Origin of the sequence: Sorangium sp. So ce693 (assembly GCF_051521375.1) — a bacterium.
Lineage (GTDB): Bacteria > Myxococcota_A > Polyangia > Polyangiales > Polyangiaceae > Sorangium > Sorangium atrum.
This window is the reverse complement of sequence record NZ_CP150347.1, coordinates 4,320,661-4,335,191: the sequence shown is the minus strand read 5'-3', so window position 1 is coordinate 4,335,191 and position 14,531 is coordinate 4,320,661. Positions and strand designations below refer to the sequence as shown.

At 69.1% G+C, this 14,531-nt stretch carries 15 protein-coding genes and 1 pseudogene; 6 read left to right on the top strand and 10 right to left on the bottom strand.

Features of this window, described 5'->3' with window-relative positions; genetic code table 11:
* Positions 1-11: 11 nt before the first annotated feature.
* Entirely contained in the window at positions 12-1,409 is a 1,398-nt protein-coding gene (locus WMF14_RS16505; protein WP_437802054.1) for an LNS2 domain-containing protein, read from the top strand.
* 93 nt (positions 1,410-1,502) lie between these two features.
* Here WMF14_RS16505 and WMF14_RS16500 read toward each other — a convergent pair whose 3' ends face one another.
* Positions 1,503-2,696 (bottom strand): vWA domain-containing protein, encoded by a 1,194-nt coding sequence (locus WMF14_RS16500; protein ID WP_272098093.1) that lies wholly within the window; start codon positions 2,694-2,696, stop codon positions 1,503-1,505.
* 336 nt (positions 2,697-3,032) lie between these two features.
* Here WMF14_RS16500 and WMF14_RS16495 point away from each other — a divergent pair, with 336 nt between their 5' ends.
* On the top strand, positions 3,033-3,659 hold the full coding sequence (locus tag WMF14_RS16495; RefSeq protein WP_437802052.1) for an HAD family hydrolase: 627 nt from the start codon (positions 3,033-3,035) through the stop codon (positions 3,657-3,659).
* Between the two features lie 27 nt (positions 3,660-3,686).
* Here WMF14_RS16495 and WMF14_RS16490 read toward each other — a convergent pair whose 3' ends face one another.
* A complete protein-coding gene (locus WMF14_RS16490; protein WP_272098091.1) occupies positions 3,687-4,355 on the bottom strand; it encodes a DUF2293 domain-containing protein in 669 nt (222 codons plus the stop codon).
* 168 nt (positions 4,356-4,523) lie between these two features.
* On the opposite strand from WMF14_RS16490, the gene WMF14_RS16485 reads away from it, so the two are divergent.
* Together WMF14_RS16485 and WMF14_RS16480 are read left to right on the top strand one after the other, a co-directional pair.
* Positions 4,524-5,108: a class I SAM-dependent methyltransferase gene (locus tag WMF14_RS16485; RefSeq protein ID WP_437802049.1), complete on the top strand. Its 585-nt coding sequence runs from the start codon at positions 4,524-4,526 to the stop codon at positions 5,106-5,108.
* Positions 5,109-5,246: 138 nt separating this feature from the next.
* Positions 5,247-6,056 (top strand): fumarylacetoacetate hydrolase family protein, encoded by an 810-nt coding sequence (locus tag WMF14_RS16480; RefSeq protein WP_437329645.1) that lies wholly within the window; start codon positions 5,247-5,249, stop codon positions 6,054-6,056.
* Positions 6,057-6,107: 51 nt separating this feature from the next.
* Here WMF14_RS16480 and WMF14_RS16475 read toward each other — a convergent pair.
* Positions 6,108-6,629 (bottom strand): annotated as a pseudogene (locus WMF14_RS16475) (glycoside hydrolase family 11 protein); the annotation flags it as partial.
* A 55-nt stretch (positions 6,630-6,684) separates the two neighbouring features.
* Between WMF14_RS16475 and WMF14_RS16470 the strand changes: the two are divergent.
* The gene (locus WMF14_RS16470; protein ID WP_437804479.1) at positions 6,685-7,080 is read left to right on the top strand and encodes a hypothetical protein; all 396 of its coding nucleotides are present in this window, start codon (positions 6,685-6,687) and stop codon (positions 7,078-7,080) included.
* Positions 7,081-7,588: 508 nt separating this feature from the next.
* On the opposite strand, the gene WMF14_RS16465 is transcribed toward WMF14_RS16470, so the two are convergent.
* Positions 7,589-7,837, bottom strand: coding sequence for a hypothetical protein (locus tag WMF14_RS16465; protein WP_437802047.1), 249 nt, complete (start codon positions 7,835-7,837; stop codon positions 7,589-7,591).
* A gap of 197 nt (positions 7,838-8,034) precedes the next feature.
* On the bottom strand, positions 8,035-8,703 hold the full coding sequence (locus tag WMF14_RS16460; protein WP_437802045.1) for a hypothetical protein: 669 nt from the start codon (positions 8,701-8,703) through the stop codon (positions 8,035-8,037).
* 241 nt (positions 8,704-8,944) lie between these two features.
* Here WMF14_RS16460 and WMF14_RS16455 point away from each other — a divergent pair, with 241 nt between their 5' ends.
* Positions 8,945-9,073 (top strand): hypothetical protein, encoded by a 129-nt coding sequence (locus tag WMF14_RS16455; protein ID WP_437802043.1) that lies wholly within the window; start codon positions 8,945-8,947, stop codon positions 9,071-9,073.
* 789 nt (positions 9,074-9,862) lie between these two features.
* On the opposite strand, the gene WMF14_RS16450 is transcribed toward WMF14_RS16455, so the two are convergent.
* From WMF14_RS16450 to WMF14_RS16430, 5 genes are all read right to left on the bottom strand, one after another.
* Positions 9,863-10,150: a hypothetical protein gene (locus tag WMF14_RS16450; protein WP_437802041.1), complete on the bottom strand. Its 288-nt coding sequence runs from the start codon at positions 10,148-10,150 to the stop codon at positions 9,863-9,865.
* A gap of 103 nt (positions 10,151-10,253) precedes the next feature.
* A complete protein-coding gene (locus WMF14_RS16445) occupies positions 10,254-10,499 on the bottom strand; it encodes a hypothetical protein (RefSeq protein WP_437802039.1) in 246 nt (81 codons plus the stop codon).
* Positions 10,500-11,487: 988 nt separating this feature from the next.
* A complete protein-coding gene (locus WMF14_RS16440; RefSeq protein ID WP_437802038.1) occupies positions 11,488-12,651 on the bottom strand; it encodes an IS481 family transposase in 1,164 nt (387 codons plus the stop codon).
* A gap of 143 nt (positions 12,652-12,794) precedes the next feature.
* Positions 12,795-13,043, bottom strand: coding sequence for a hypothetical protein (locus WMF14_RS16435; RefSeq protein ID WP_437802036.1), 249 nt, complete (start codon positions 13,041-13,043; stop codon positions 12,795-12,797).
* A 13-nt stretch (positions 13,044-13,056) separates the two neighbouring features.
* Positions 13,057-14,526: an IS4 family transposase gene (locus tag WMF14_RS16430; RefSeq protein ID WP_437802034.1), complete on the bottom strand. Its 1,470-nt coding sequence runs from the start codon at positions 14,524-14,526 to the stop codon at positions 13,057-13,059.
* Positions 14,527-14,531: the final 5 nt, after the last annotated feature.

Genomic DNA, 14,531 nt, shown 5'->3' with positions numbered 1-14,531 from the left:
CGATCACCGTCGTGGTGGTCGTGGTCGTGAACGTGGTCGTGGTCGTGAACGTGGTCGTGGTCGTGAACGTGGTCGTGAACGTGGTCGTGGTCGTGAACGTGGTCGTGGTCGTGGTCGTCAACGGCTCGATCGTGAACGTGAACGTCCCCCGGAGATCGCCGCTCTCAACTCCCACGATTCACGTCGGCCGGCGGACGACCACGACCACGACCACGACCACGACCACGACCACGACCACGTTCACGACCACGACCGCGTTCACGACCACGAGCGCGTTCACGACCACGACCACGACCACGTTCACGACCACGACCGCGTTCACGAGCACGACCAACGCGGTATACGTGGACATGTTGCGCCCCTCCCCGCTCGCCCCGCTGGTCCTCGCCGCCGTCTCGTTCGTCGCCTGCGCCGGTGCCCCGCGGCAGCCCGATGCGCCCGCGCCGCCGCGGCCCCGGGCGGGCGCCTGCCCGGCCCGGCCGACCTGCGACGCGCCGCCGCCGGAGGCCTTGCCGCGCGGGTTCAGGCACACGCGCTCGCGCCTCGTCGCGGCCGGGTGGCCGCGCCACCGCGGGCGCGACCTCTTCGCCCGCGCCGACGGGCCCCAGTGGGCCATCGCGAAGTTCGCTTACGGGCCGCAGGACGACGATCTCGAGGACGAGGACGTCGAGGCCTATCTGCTCCGCGGCTGCAGCGGCGCCTGGGAGCGGCTCGGCACCTTCCGGACGAGCGACGATGACCACCCGCACCGGACGACGGAGGGGATCCCGGACACCGGCGGGCGCATCTACATCGACCTCGCCGCGGGCCGGCGCCTCGAGGTCGGCCGGCACCGCGTCCACCTCGCCGTGGCCGGCGACGCCACGAGCGCGGACCTGTTCATCGAGGTCCTCCCGCCAGGCGCGCAGGTGGCCGTGACCGACGTCGACGGGACGCTCACGTCGAGCGAGGCGGCGGTCGTCAGCGAGCTGGTCGGCGGCGCCCCGCCGGCCGCCCACCCCGGCGCGGCGGACGCGATGCGCGCCCTCGCCGAGAGCGGGATCTACCTTTTCTACGTGACCGCGCGCCCCGAGTGGCTCGTGGGCAGCACGAGGGTCTGGCTGCGAGAGCAGGGCTTCCCGCCGGGCATCCTCCACACCACCATCGGAGTCACCGGCGCGTTCGGCGGCGCGGCGGCGAAGTACAAGACGATCGAGCTCGGATGGCTCAAGGCGCGCACGGGCATCGTGCCCTCCTTCGGCTTCGGCAACATGCCGAGCGACGTGGCGACGTACACGGCCGCCGGGATCGCCCCCTCGCGGTGCTATTATTACAAGCTCGGCGGCGATCTCCGCGGCGGCGTGCCCCACGACGACTACCGGGGCCTCGTCCGGGCGCTCTTCCGCCCACAGGCCGCCTGCGCGCCCTGAAGGACGCGCTCGCGACGCGAGCCTGCGCGCCCCGCGCCACGCCAGCGGCGGGCGCGCCCGCATCAGGGAGCGCCCCCGCCGCCGATCACTGGATCACTGCGGGATGTCGATCACGTCCTCGCAGGTAAAGTCGACGCCCAGGGACGCCTCTGGATCGGACTGTATCGCGTTACACACGCTCTCGCAGAGCTCGATCTGCGACGGGTTCGATGGATTGTCGTAGCGCCAGGCGTCGTCGCTCGCGCACTCCTGATCGTACGCGACGGCCTTCGGTTGGCCCCCTCCGCTCGTGTACGTCACGCGCACCCGCTGCTTGTCGAACGTCCTCCCGTCGGGCGCCGCCGGGATCGCGACGTTGCACGTCACCGCGGCGCCGCGGATCTGGTCGATGGCCGCCCTGAACGCGGTCGCGGTCGCGTCGGGGTTGCCAGTCTCGATGATGAAGGCCTGCCCCGTGCCGCCCGCCGCGGCGATGTCGCGCAGGTTGTCGACGTTCCCCGGCTCGTCCTCCGGCGGGTTCGCCACCCCGATCACGTAGGTCGGGATGTTGTCCTGGCGCGCCCCCTCGACGCGCTCGACGACGGCCTCGATGGAGTCCGCCTGCCCGCCGCAGCGCTGCGGGTAGCCGTCGGTCACGAGCACGAGCGCGTACTTCCCGGGGCTCTCCTGGCGCTGCCGCTCGATGAAGGTCACCGTCCCATCGACAACGAACGCCGTCGGCGTGCTCGTGCGCCAGTCGTCGTCGGTCGCGGGCGTGACGTCGTCGATCGCCTTACCGAACGCCTCGGAGGGCAGCGGCGTCATCTCGACGTCCGGCGCGCCGTAGGTTCTGGCGTCGCACATCCGCCGCTCGCCGGGGAAGAACGTGAGCGAGGCGGTGAGCCCCGCGGACGCCGGATCCGTGAAGAACTGCTTGGTCGCGGCAACGACGGGATCCCACTTGAGCTCCTTGCTGTGCGAGGGCCTATCGTTCATCCCCATGCTGCCCGACACGTCGAACGCGACTGCCAGGTACACGGGCTGGAGCCCGGCCTGGGCCGTTTGCGTGGCGCACGCCTCGCCGGCGCCGGTCGAAGGGCCAGCGCCACTGCTGGGGTTGCCTGAACCCGAGCCGCTGCCCGAGGTCACACCCCCTGAACCGAAGCCGCTGTCGTCGCCTCCGCTCCCGCTACCCGAGCTGTTCGCGGCGCCCGAGCCACTCTGATTCTCGTCGCCATCGCCGCCGCCGCACGCCGCGCTGGCCACGGCGACCGTGAACAAGGCAATGCCCATCGCAGGCAATCTCATGGCCTGACTCCTTTTTAAGTAAGTGCCGGCGCTGCGCGCCGGTAGAAAAGCAGACCAACCACACGTGTCCTCAGGAGCCGGCGCATCGCCGGACCACGCTCATGAGGACTCGCCACCCATGCCCAGTATAAGCCATCGCGCAGCGCATTGCGAGATGCGCCTTCTCAAAGTTCGTATCAATTTTGTGTCTTTGTTACAGGCCGCTTCCACGCCGCGCTCAGGCCGCGCTCACGTCGCGGCGCCCTCAGCGCAACTCACCGGTGTGGCCGCACGCCTGTGCGCCCGTGTGACCTGTGTGCGCACACGCGCGCGTGCCGGTGCTACGGTTCGCGCCTGATGGTCCGCGCAGTGTGTTTCGATCTGATGGATACCGTCCTTTACGACCCGTACCGGGAGGCGCTCGCCGCGGCGATCCAGTCCGCCGCGCCCGCCGCGCCCGCCGCGCCCGCCGCGCCCCCCGAGATTGCGAGGCATCGCGATCCCACGTGCTGGCCCGCGTTCGAGATCGGCGAGATCGATGAGGCCGAGTTCGCTCGCCGGTTCTTTCGTGAAGGCGCGGAGGGGTTCTCGTTCGACCTCGACGCGTTCAACCAGGTGCGCCGCGCGGGATATCGCTTCTTGCCCGGCGTGCGGGAGATCGTCGCGTCGCTCGAGGGCCGCGCGCTCCGGTTCGTGGCGAGCAATTACCCCGTGTGGGTCGAGGAGGTGCGCGAGGCGTTCGCGCTCGACGTCCTGTTCGAGGGCGTCTATTCGAGCCATCACCTGGGCGTGCGCAAGCCGGCGCGCGAGTTCTTCGATCGGCTCATGGCGCGCATCGGGGTCGACGCGGGCGAGTGCCTCTTCGTCGACGATCGCGCGGAGAACTGCGAGGCGGCGGCCGCCGTCGGGATGCGCGCGCACGTGTTCGACGGGGCCGCGGGGCTGCGCGCGCGGCTGGTCGGCGAGGGGCTGCTCGGCGGGTAACGCGCTCGCTCTGCTCCGCCCCGCGCGTCAGAGCGCCGCGCAGAGCGGGCACGACGCGGCCGCGTGCGGCGCGTCGCCGCGATGGAGATCGAGGATGGCGCGGGAGATCTGCGCGAGCTCGCGCCGCACCTCGCGGCGCATCCCCTTCACGCGCGGGATGGCCATCGAGTCGTAGGCCGTGGTCTGGTGCCGCATCCAGGCGATCACGGCCGACTCGGCGCGCTGCGCGACCGGGATCCGCTCGGTGCGGGCGACGGTGCCGCTGCCGACCGGCGTGGCGTGCAGCGTCACCTTGGTCGCGACCGCCCGCGCGAGCGCGGCGTAGCGCGGCGAGAACCGAAGGAACGCGGCCACCGCGGCCTCGAACTCGCGCACGTACTCCTCCTGGTCGCGCTCCCTCCGCCGGGCGTCCGCCTCACGCTTCTTCGCGTACGAAGGCGTGCTGCGCTCGGCCTCGAGCGCGGCGCGGGCGGCCTCGATGGTGGCGGCGGGCGCCCAGAGGCCCCGGGAGAACGTCTTCCTCCCGCGCTTCTCGACCACCATCCAGGATGGGCCCGCGAGCTTCACCCGGCGGGTGAGCCCCGCGTCGCCCGGGGGCAGGCACGCCCAGCCTTCGGGCGGCGAGAGCAGCGCGCCGTCGGGCGCGCGGAAGCGGCGGGGATCCGGGGTCGGGGCCAGGGTCAGGCACTCGGGCATGGCGAACCGGCGGCGTGCTAGGCCAGGTCATGCCGCGCGTCCAGCGCCGGCCGGCCGCCTCCGTCGCCCGGCGCCGAAGCGGCCCCGCCGGGTGATGGTACGCTCCGCGCCAGCGAGGGGCGCTCGCCGGTGTCCGCCCCGGCCCGGCCAACAGGACAGGAGGACAGCGTGTCGGACGACGATCGCACGAGGTGGGACGCCCGCTACCGCGAGGGCGGCGGCGATCCGGGGGAGCCCTCCGCCGTGCTCACGGCGCTCGATCCGCTCCTGCCCCGGCGCGGGCGCGCGCTCGACCTGGCGGGCGGCGCGGGCCGTCACGCCCTGTGGCTCGCGCGGCGCGGGCTCGACGTGACGCTGGCCGACATCTCCGAGGTCGGGCTCGGCATCGCTCGGAGCGCCGCGGCGAAGGAAGGGCTCGCGCTGCGCACGGCGGCGCTCGACGTCGAGCGCGACCCGCTCCCTGCCGGGCCGTGGGACCTTCTCCTGATCTTCTATTTCCTCGAGCGCCGGCTCGCGGCCTGCGCGGCGGAGCTCGCCCCGGGCGGCCTCCTCGTCGTCGTGCACCCGACGCGGTCGAACCTGCTGAGACACGCGCACCCGAGCGCGCGCTGGCTGCTCGATGACGGCGAGCTCCCGGGGCTCCTCGGCGAGGCGCTCGAGGTGGTCCGCTACGAGGAAGGGTGGCTCGAGGAGGGGAATCACGAGGCCCGCCTCGTCGCGCGACGTCGGGGCGCCGCGGCGCCTCCTCCGTGACGGCGGCCCACCGCCAACGCCGCGCGACGACCACGACGCACGAGCTCCGCGCAGACGGCTGCCAGGCGCTCGGCGTCGTGTTGCGTAGGTCCCAGTCCCAGGCTTGCCGCGACGCGAAGATCGCGCTTTGCTCGCGCCATGCGCTTCGCTCGCCTCGCGCCTCCGGATCAGGATCGCCCAGCCTTCTTCGCCCGCCTCGACGGCGCAGCCGCGCTCGTCCTGGACGCGCCGCCCTGGCTTGGCGGCAAGACCACGGGGGAGGCCGTGGCGTGGACCGACGTCGATCTCGCCTGCCCCGTGGTCCCCACGAAGATCGTGTGTGTGGGGCGCAATTACGCGGCGCACGCCCAGGAGCTGGGCAACGACGTCCCGGTCGAGCCGCTCCTCTTCCTCAAACCGCCCTCGGCGCTCATCGGTCCTGGCCAGTCCATCGTGCTCCCTCCGGAGAGCCAGCGGGTCGAGCACGAGGCGGAGCTCGGCGTGGTCATCGGCCGCCGCGCCCGGGACGTGCGACCGGAGCACGCGCTGGATCACGTGCTCGGGTACGCCTGCCTTGGCGACATCACCGCGCGGGATCTGCAACGGAAGGACGTGCAGTTCACGCGGGGCAAGGGGTTCGACACGTTCTGCCCTGTGGGCCCGTGGATCGAGACGGAGCTCGATCCCGGGGCGCTCCGCGTGCGGGCCGTCGTGAACTCGCAGGTGCGGCAGGACGGGCTGACGGCGCAGATGATCTGGGGCGTGCCCGAGCTGGTCGCGTACATCAGCCGGGTGATGACCCTGGAGCCCGGCGACGTCATCGCGACGGGGACGCCCCAGGGCGTGGGGCCGATCGTGTCCGGCGACGAGCTCGTCATCGATATCGCCGGCGCCACGGCCGAGACGCGCGGGATCGGCGCGCTGCGGGTGTCCGTGACCGCGCGGGGCGACGGCGCGAGCGGGCGCTAGCTCGGCGAGCCGCCCCGGGGCGGGCCGGGATCGACGCTCCGACCCCGGCGCTCATCTCATGGAGAAGCTCACCTCGGCCCTTCCGCTGCTCTGATATCCTTCCACGAGCATCGAGACCTCGGTCAAGGTCCCCATGTTCAGCCCCAGGCTCTTCCATGCGTCGAAGTGGTTGGCGACGGTGATGGTTCCGCTCGTGCGCTTCTGCGTGCGAACGCTCCAGAACTGGGGAGGGGCATTGATCCCAAGCACATCGGATCGCTGGATTCTGTAGATGTCATAGACGCCTCCGTCGCTCGTGACGGTGCCCATGGCTGCTGGTCCGCCAGGGGGGCGCCAGGTGCCCCAGCCATCAACGATATAGTATTCGACGTCCGGGTTCTTCGTCCATCCATAGACCCCCAGGTAGGCGTTGCCGTTTGGCTGAAAGTCAGCCTCATAGGTCACGATCTGATTCCCCGACCCGGGCCTCAGGCCCTTAGTGCCCAGCAAATTATTGATATCGCTCCATTCCACGCTGAAGCCATCCGCGGTGCTGGTCAGGCAGCCGGTCCCCCGGTCCATCCAGAGCCGATAGGTGAAGCCGCAGTGGTCGCCGGTTTGATTGCTGCAGACCGACTGTTCGGATGTCGTGCACGTGTCGGGCGCGCCGCCGGCCCCACCCTCCCCGCCGGCCCCGCCGCCGCCCGTCCCCGAGCTGCTGGTCGACGACGAGCCCCCGCCAGTCCCGCCGCCGCCCGTCCCCGAGCTGCTGGTCGACGACGAGCCCCCGCCGGCCCCACCCTCCCCGCTGGAGCCGCCGCCCGTCTCCGAGCTGCTGCTCGACGACGAGCCCCCGCCGGCCCCACCCTCCCCGCTGGAGCCGCCGCCCGTCCCCGAGCTGCTGCTCGACGACGAGCCCCCGCCGGCCCCACCGCCGCCCGTCCCCGAGCTGCTCGAGGACGAGTCCAGGCCTTCGAGGTCATCGCCCGCAGTGCGCTCGACGTTGCACGACAGCAGGCAGCATGCGACCGAAGCGGACAAGTAGACAAGCAAGGGAGCGACGCGCATCTGAAGGGTTCTCCATGATGGACCGGCTGAGCCTCAAAACTCTGCCCTCGATGGATTCATGAACCCATCGAGCCGTCTGCGGCCCCTTCGGTCCAGCGGTCAAAAATCGAATGTACCCGCGAGCATGCCCATGTCCCGGTGATCATGGATGCACCCGCGGTGCCCGCGCCGATCGCAGGCCTGGCGATCACGACGATTGTCGAAGAGACACTCACATGCAAATACCGCGTGTGCTGGGGATGGGCATCGCCTCAGAGAAAGCAAGACCACCTCGGACGCGCAGCCGCAAGAAGCAAGTAATCCCCACAGCAGCCTCACTCGGCGTCGGCCCTTGCGCAATCCAGCGACCGACCGCGGCGCCGGGCCGAGATAGGTCCGGACCGCCAAGGGCGGTTTGGAATATTCTTATCGACATGAGGCGAAAGTCAAGGGTCCTTACTGCTTCATCGCGACGGTTTCGCTGTGGCGTGCCTCGCAAGATACAGTCACGCTGCGCGCGTGGGTTCGATCATCGAAGCATCATCGAACCCGGATTCGTTCACTCTCCTGAAAATCGGCGATACCTCAGCGGTGGGCGCGTTCCATGGCTTCTCGCCGCAGAGGATCTCCGGATAGGCCACCACCATCCCGCTGGAGCGCCAGCGCCACACCCAGCCGAAGGCGGGTCTGCCCTCCACCTCCGAGGTATAGACGCGCTGGAAGCCGGCCCCGCGCGCAGCAAGCCGCCCACCCATCCACGCACCAAGCGTCGATGACCGCTGCGATCCCGGCAAGGACGTCGAGCCCGGGACCGCGCCATCTCTGACCCCCTCGCTCCACGCGGCGCGCCTGGCCCACCCTCGTTGAGGTACCGCGAACTGTTATGCTCCCGATGTCGATCCCGATGAGGGATCTCCCTGAGTCCGATCGACCGTTGAGCGAGGTGGCGACGTCAGTCGATCGCGATCGCAACCGCCGTGTCGTCCGGGTACGTGAAATCCTGCCTGACAGTAAACGGAGCGCTGGGGTTATCGCATTGGCTGCTTAGTCCACACTTGGCCGCGCCGAAGAGCTCGATGGCGATCTCGAGCGCTCCGGGCTGCACGGCGACGGCGCGCTCGCAGAACGCGACGAATGGATTGTCCGGCCGAACCGCGCAGGCGCTAGGCATCTGCTGGCGCTCGTACAGCACGCCTGTCCAACCGAACGTCGCGCTCTGTCCGGCCGCGATCTCGATCACGGTCGCGTCGTGGCAGTCGAGCGGCCAGTGTTCTGCCGTCTGGACCTCCTCGCAGGTCATCTCGAGGTTCGAGAGCTCCGCATTGCCGAGTTGCCCACCCTCCGGAGCCACGCGAAAGCGGTCGGAGCAATTGTCGTTGTGGTGATAGATGGGCGTCGCGCGGTTGTTGGTCACCGTGAACGTCACCTGCGGTCCGGGCTCGTCGTCCTCGAACGCCGAGCAATCGACCGCGCCGCCGCCGGGCCCCGGGCCGGAGCCGCCGTCCCCCCCTTGGCCGCCGCCGGAGGAGCTGCTCGTGGGCCCGCCAGGGCCCACCGTCGTCGAATCGACGCAGGCGGACGCCAGAAGACAAATTGAAACCATCGCCAGGATCCTCGACATGAGCATCACCTCGTGAGGGCACGGACAGCAAAAGTTGGTCCAGGCTGAGGGATCCCGCAGATCGCGTGGCTTCGCCGCGTCGCAGGAGATCGCGCGTGCCGCAGTGAGCCTTACTGTGCCGGACACGATGCCGTTACCGTGTGCGGCGGCGAGCAGCGCCAAGGAGGCCGCGCCGACTCCCCTGCGCGCTGCGCCCGCTCCGCACGCGCAGGCCCCCAGCCCGTGGGCTTCCTGGCCAGGGATGCTCCGTATCACCGGCACCGCCTACCTCGACGAGGACCAGCTCATGCTCGAGGGCGTCACCATCGAGACCGGAAAGCCAGGCAAGGGCGGCACCAGCTGGAACCATGGAACCACGATGGCAGCATGACGGAGAGAGAGAGAGAGAGAGAGAGAGAGAGAGAGAGAGAGAGCGGCGAGGCTCATGCGACGCCCGGTTTCCTGAAGAGCGGGATTGAAGCTCGCTTCGGCGGGCGATCCGGCTCCGCCCAGGGAGCGTCAACCACGGACCAGGACAGCCAGACGCCCGCAGGAAGGGGCAAGCGGACTCCGGCACGGCCGCTGCGGTCCAGAGGCGCCTCGACGCCGAAGGCGGCGCGATGACGGCGGAGGTACTTGGACGCAAACTGAGCGGCTAGCTCCACTGCATGGAGTGGGTCCGCACCAGCAAGCGGTCGATCAAATGCGATCTCCGCTCCCCATACGATCGTTACACCGATGTCCCAAGGCGCGGGGTCGTCGGCATCGCGCGCCGGCCTGACATTGGACAATCGCACAGCAACACCCCGAGAAGCATCACCATAAAATCGATAATTCAAACCGATCATGACCACCCGCAATCTCTGTCATGTTCTCGACCACGGCACTGAGCGCGGTGACCCCTCCGATGCGCGGCATCCACCGCCGTAAATCTCCGCGCTTCTTCAGGGGGTCGCAGAGGAAGCCCCGAACCCGAGGTCATCCTCGCCAAGCCATTTTAACCTGGCTCCGGCGGGGGCAAGTGTGGCGAGGATTGGCGGGACGCTCCAGCATGCAGCGAGAAATGCCTGGAGTTCGTCGACACCGTAAAATTGGCGAGAGTACGGCCACATGGCCGAGCTCGACCACCGCCCCGAGCGCGCAGCACCGAGCATTGGTGTCCACCATCGCGTCCACTCGCTCAAGTTCCCCATGTCGTGTTCCAAATGGGTGGATCGAGGGTTCCGCCGCCCGCGTTCTCGACCTTGTCGTTGACCCTCCGAGCGATAAATTGGGCACCATCCACGATCGCCTGTGTCCAGTCCACCTGTTTCAGCCGAACCCTGTCATCATCCTTGAACCCGAGAATCTCCACGGCAACAGACCACGAAGCGCCACCGGAATCGAGCCGCACATCACTGATTCGAAGCGTGATGGTCCGCTTCGGACTACCGTCCACTGGGGTAAATATCGTGGTCAACTCAAGCATTGGACCTCACTTGCAGCTATCCTCGCATTTGCGAAGACACTTGGAATAGTCGGCATTACACTTCGCGCGACACGTTGACGTAGGATCGCGTTTTGTGCAGTCCTCATGACAGCCGTCGTGTGACGCTCGTGGACGCACCGAGACGCCCGGGGAAGTACCAGTCGGACTGTGCACGGCCGCCCGGAGCGACCCCCATCACGCGGTCGCAGATCACGGCGCCGCACACCTGCATCATGTAGATCGACAGCGACGGCCCAATGCTGACGTTGCCGGTCTTCGTGGTGTACCCGAGCATCACCACCGTCCGATCGTAGACCCCGACGCCTGCCCCTGGGACGACGCTGAGCACGTTGTGGACTTCGATCCGGAAGTCGCCCGTCCTGCGTGCGCCACAGCCACCCGATGAAGGGGCTCACGGCGAGCCTGGGCTCGGTCCCGACCTGGATCCCACCGACGCTGACACCGCCGCTGAACTCGAGCGCCAGCGCCGGGCGGGGGCCGCGACGAGGCTACAAGCGCAAAGCAGGCCGACCTTGCCGTGGAAGCGCATCGACATGGTGAAGGATCCTCGCCGAGCTGCGACACGCGGTGTGGGGACACCCGCCATTGTTCTTGGTGGGATCTGGGCGTCAAATAGAAACTCGGCGAGTGATCCGAAGAGACAGGAGTGGCCCCGTCCTGGGCGTACACTGATGTGCTGGCAGTGATGTGATTGGGAGTCTTCTTCAGCCGAGTGGTCGACGAACTGCACGCGTCCGGAAATCTGCGGGGCCGCGGCGATCTCGTTGGACGCACCAGAAGAGACTGCGCAGGAGAGAGCCAGCGTCGCGCAGGAGATCTAGCGGCGCTGCGCAGGACGACGCCAAGGCCGCGCAGGAGAGCCAGCGGCGCTGCGCAGGAGGCGGCCGTGGCTGCGCAGGAGAGCCAGCGGCGCTGCGCAGGAGGCGGCCGTGGCTGCGAAGGAGCGCCGCCGGCGCTGCGCAGGAGGCGGCCGTGGCTGCGAAGGAGCGCCGCCGGCGCTGCGCAGGAGGCGGCCGTGGCTGCGAAGGAGCGCCGCCGGCGCTGCGCAGGAGGCAGCCATGGCTGCGCAGGAGCGCCGCCGGCGCTGCGCAGGTGTACGAGCGGAGCCCTGGTAACACTTCTGACCGGGAGCTGCGGTGACACTTCCTTGAGCCACGGGCCCCTGCTCCGGGAGGACTGGAAACAGGGACCGGTTCCTCGTCGGCGCGACACGCTCGCCGCGCTTTCTCGGACCGCCTGGATCTATACACGAACCGCTCCCCGTGGTCGCGGTACACACGAGCCTCTCCTCACGATCCGGCGTGAGTTCGCGCAGGTCACCGCGCTCTGGCCAGCTTCAGCTCCTTGTTCTTGAGGGTGACCTGCGCGAGAAGGACCGGGCCGTAGTACAGCTCCCAGACGTCATCGGCGATCGGAGTCAGCCCCACGGGCTTGCCGGCGAGCAGTGTGGAGACGTTGGTCTGCGCGCCCCCGAACAGCATCCGTCCTTGGTCGTCAAGGCGTCGAACGGCCATCGTGTCCGGGTACTCCGGCGACGAGGGCTTGCTCGGCATCGAGCGGCGCGAGGGCGTGTAGCGCGAAGCCGGCGTCCTCTGGCCGAGCGCCTCGTGCGGACGCTGATCATTGTACTCGTGCCGAAACCGATCGAAGACGCGCTGCTGCGCTGCCAAGTTGGCTTCTGGCGGCGATGTCGCCTCCGCCTTCAACGTCTTGTGCATTCGCTCGTGGCGGCCGTTCTGCTGCGGCTTACCGGGCTCGATCCGCTCGGGATGAATGCCGAGCTTGATCCAGCTGACCGAGAGCGCCGAGAGCCCACCGATGCCAATCGTGGCGAACGGCGGGCCGTTATCGGAGCGGATGCGGTGCGGCAGCCCGAACTCGCGGAACGCGCGCTCGAAGTGCGGCCGCACCGAGGCCTCGTCCGGCTTCGCCACGCCCTCGCACTTGAGCAGGTACCGCGACGCCTGGTCCGTCAACGTCAGCGGGTGGCAGCGCGTCCTGTCGCCGAGCGCGAAGTGCCCTTTGAAATCGGCGCACCACGTGTCATTCGGCTGCTCGGCTGGAGCCAGCGGCGACGGCATCGCGGTCGTCGGCGTCACCACGCGGCGCCGACGGGGCCGGATCAGCCCGTGCTTCTTGAGCAACTCGCCGATGGTGCTCGTTGCTGGCAGCCCCTCGACGCCCAGGCTCTCCAGCCGCGCACGCAGCTTCTTCGGCCCCCATGTGGGGCGCTCCTTCCGCAGCTCGATCAGCGCGTCGACGATCGCCGCTGGCGTCGCGTGCGGGAACGAGCGCGCCACGGGCCGCCGCTCCTCCAGCCCGCTCGGTCCGGCCTGCTCGTAGCGCTCCACCCACTTGTACCCCGTCTTCCGGCTGATGCCGAACCGCCGGCACAGCTCCGCGAACGTCTCGTCCGACTCGTTGACCTGCGCGATGAATCGAAGCCTCTCGTCCACTGAACATGTCTCTTTCCAGGGCACCGGCGCTCCTCCGTCGCCGGTCCTCTACGACATGTGTCACCTAAGCTCCCGGTCCGTCCGGGTGCTACCCAGGCTCCCGGTCTGAACCGTTACCCAGGCCACCGGTCCGTACCCGACAGGCCCGCGAGCGCGCCCCCTCTCCCTCATCGGGGTTCACCAAGCGCGTTCAGGGCACCAAGCCCGCCCCCCGGCAAGTCACCAACGTGGTCGTGGTCGTGGTCGTGAACGTGGTCGTGGTCGTGAACGTGGTCGTGGTCGTGAACGTGGTCGTGGTCGTCAACGGCTCGATCGTGAACGTAGACGTCCCCAATCGTCGCCCAAGGTTTTCGCGGAACGTTCACGTCCACCATCGTGTCGTCGACGACCACGACCACGACCACGACCACGTTCACGTCTGAGGATTGATCACATTTCCCCCTTAGTTTTCGCTGCGTTGGCAAGGGCGGCGTTCCAGCCCGTCTCCAGCATGAGCAAGGTCTGCATTCCGCGCGCGAGCGTCAGCCAGCCGGGGGGACCGTTGCGCTTCAGATGTCCACCAAGACCGGCAACGGCGTAGAGCGCATCGACTACCGTCGCCCCCTGAGCCGGCAACTTCTTGGGCTGGTGCTGGTGCAGCAGCTTCAGCTGCGTGGGGTTCAGGGCTCGTTCCGCAGGCGCGTTGGGCTCAAGGCGTGACAGCGAGCGCAGCAGCAGCATCTGCCACGCGATCGGGGCGAACAGCGCCAGCGCGTTCGTCAGGCTCTGGAAGCTCTCGAGCTGGCGCGTCTCGAGGGCGCAGCCGGTCTTGAGCGCCTTGAAGAACTCCTCGATGAGCCACCGTGCCCGATAATGGTCGACGATCGCTCCGATCTGGTCGGGCGTGTCGACGGGCTCGTTGGTGGCCAGCACCCACGCCACCGGCTCTTCGCCCGCTGGCGGGTCGATCTCCTGCACAACCACGACGTTGACCGCGAGCTCTTCGGCCAGCTCGGGCAGGTAGTAGGGACGGCGCAGCGCCACGCGCCGCGCGCCGACGCCCAGCGTGGCCATCCGCTCCGAGCGCTCGGGGTGCGCGCGTTTGCTCGCCGGTACAGGGCCGGCGCGGCGTTGGGTGAGCACGACCTCGCGACTGAGCCGGATCGGCAGCTCGACCAGCGCCTCGCTCAGCCGCAGCCGTGCGCTGTCGTCGAGCGATTCTTCCTCGTCCTCGGCCAGTTCCGACACGTTTCGATCCCGCGCCATGCGCACGACGAAGCGGTGGCCCTGCTCGACCATGGCGCACAGAAGCGGGTAGGCGTCGGCCTCGCGGTCCATGATGTGCAGCAGCGACGTGCGGTCGCCCACGGCCTGCTCGGCCGCCTCCACCTGCCGCAGCCAGCGCGTCGACTCCTTGTCGGCCATGCGCGCATAGTCGCTGCCCGTCCTGTTTTTCTTGCGTGGGCTCTTGGAGAGGGCGGAGGCTTTGCGGGCCCAGCAGGCAAGGCCCAGCAGTCCAAGCGGCTGGTTGATCGCGTCGGTGGCCACGGCGAGCGTCGCGTGCGCCAAAAAGCCCTGGGTGTCCTTGCCGTTGAGCGGACCGAGCCCTTTGCGTGCTCCGTCGCCGTCGAAGGCGACCGCGGTGGTGTCATGCACCGCACGAACCGTGTCGTGACCGGCCATCCGCTCGAGGGTCTGCTCGCTGTGGGCTTGCACCAGCGCACCATACGACACGCGCTTGTTGCCAAGGAGCCGGTAGAAGCCCTCCAGCTCGGCTTCTGTCTTCAGCGAGTCCGGGAAACTCTCGCCCGGCGCCACGCTCAGCCGCGCCACCACAGCCCGGACCCGCTGATGCAGGCGCGTCGCCCAGCTGCACCGTCTCGAACTCGCGCACGATCGACGGCATCGCTTCCGGTACATCGGGA

Excerpts from the sequence above, each read along its gene's own strand:
- WMF14_RS16500 (WP_272098093.1), bottom strand. The coding sequence starts at position 2,696 with ATGAGATTGCCTGCGATGGGCATTGCCTTGTTCACGGTCGCCGTGGCC.
- WMF14_RS16465 (WP_437802047.1), bottom strand. The coding sequence starts at position 7,837 with ATGGGTGGGCGGCTTGCTGCGCGCGGGGCCGGCTTCCAGCGCGTCTAT.
- WMF14_RS16495 (WP_437802052.1), top strand. The coding sequence starts at position 3,033 with ATGGTCCGCGCAGTGTGTTTCGATCTGATGGATACCGTCCTTTACGAC.
- WMF14_RS16430 (WP_437802034.1), bottom strand. The coding sequence starts at position 14,526 with ATGTACCGGAAGCGATGCCGTCGATCGTGCGCGAGTTCGAGACGGTGC.
- WMF14_RS16490 (WP_272098091.1), bottom strand. The coding sequence starts at position 4,355 with ATGCCCGAGTGCCTGACCCTGGCCCCGACCCCGGATCCCCGCCGCTTC.
- WMF14_RS16480 (WP_437329645.1), top strand. The coding sequence starts at position 5,247 with ATGCGCTTCGCTCGCCTCGCGCCTCCGGATCAGGATCGCCCAGCCTTC.
- WMF14_RS16455 (WP_437802043.1), top strand. The coding sequence starts at position 8,945 with ATGCTCCGTATCACCGGCACCGCCTACCTCGACGAGGACCAGCTCATG.
- WMF14_RS16450 (WP_437802041.1), bottom strand. The coding sequence starts at position 10,150 with ATGCTTGAGTTGACCACGATATTTACCCCAGTGGACGGTAGTCCGAAG.
- WMF14_RS16460 (WP_437802045.1), bottom strand. The coding sequence starts at position 8,703 with ATGTCGAGGATCCTGGCGATGGTTTCAATTTGTCTTCTGGCGTCCGCC.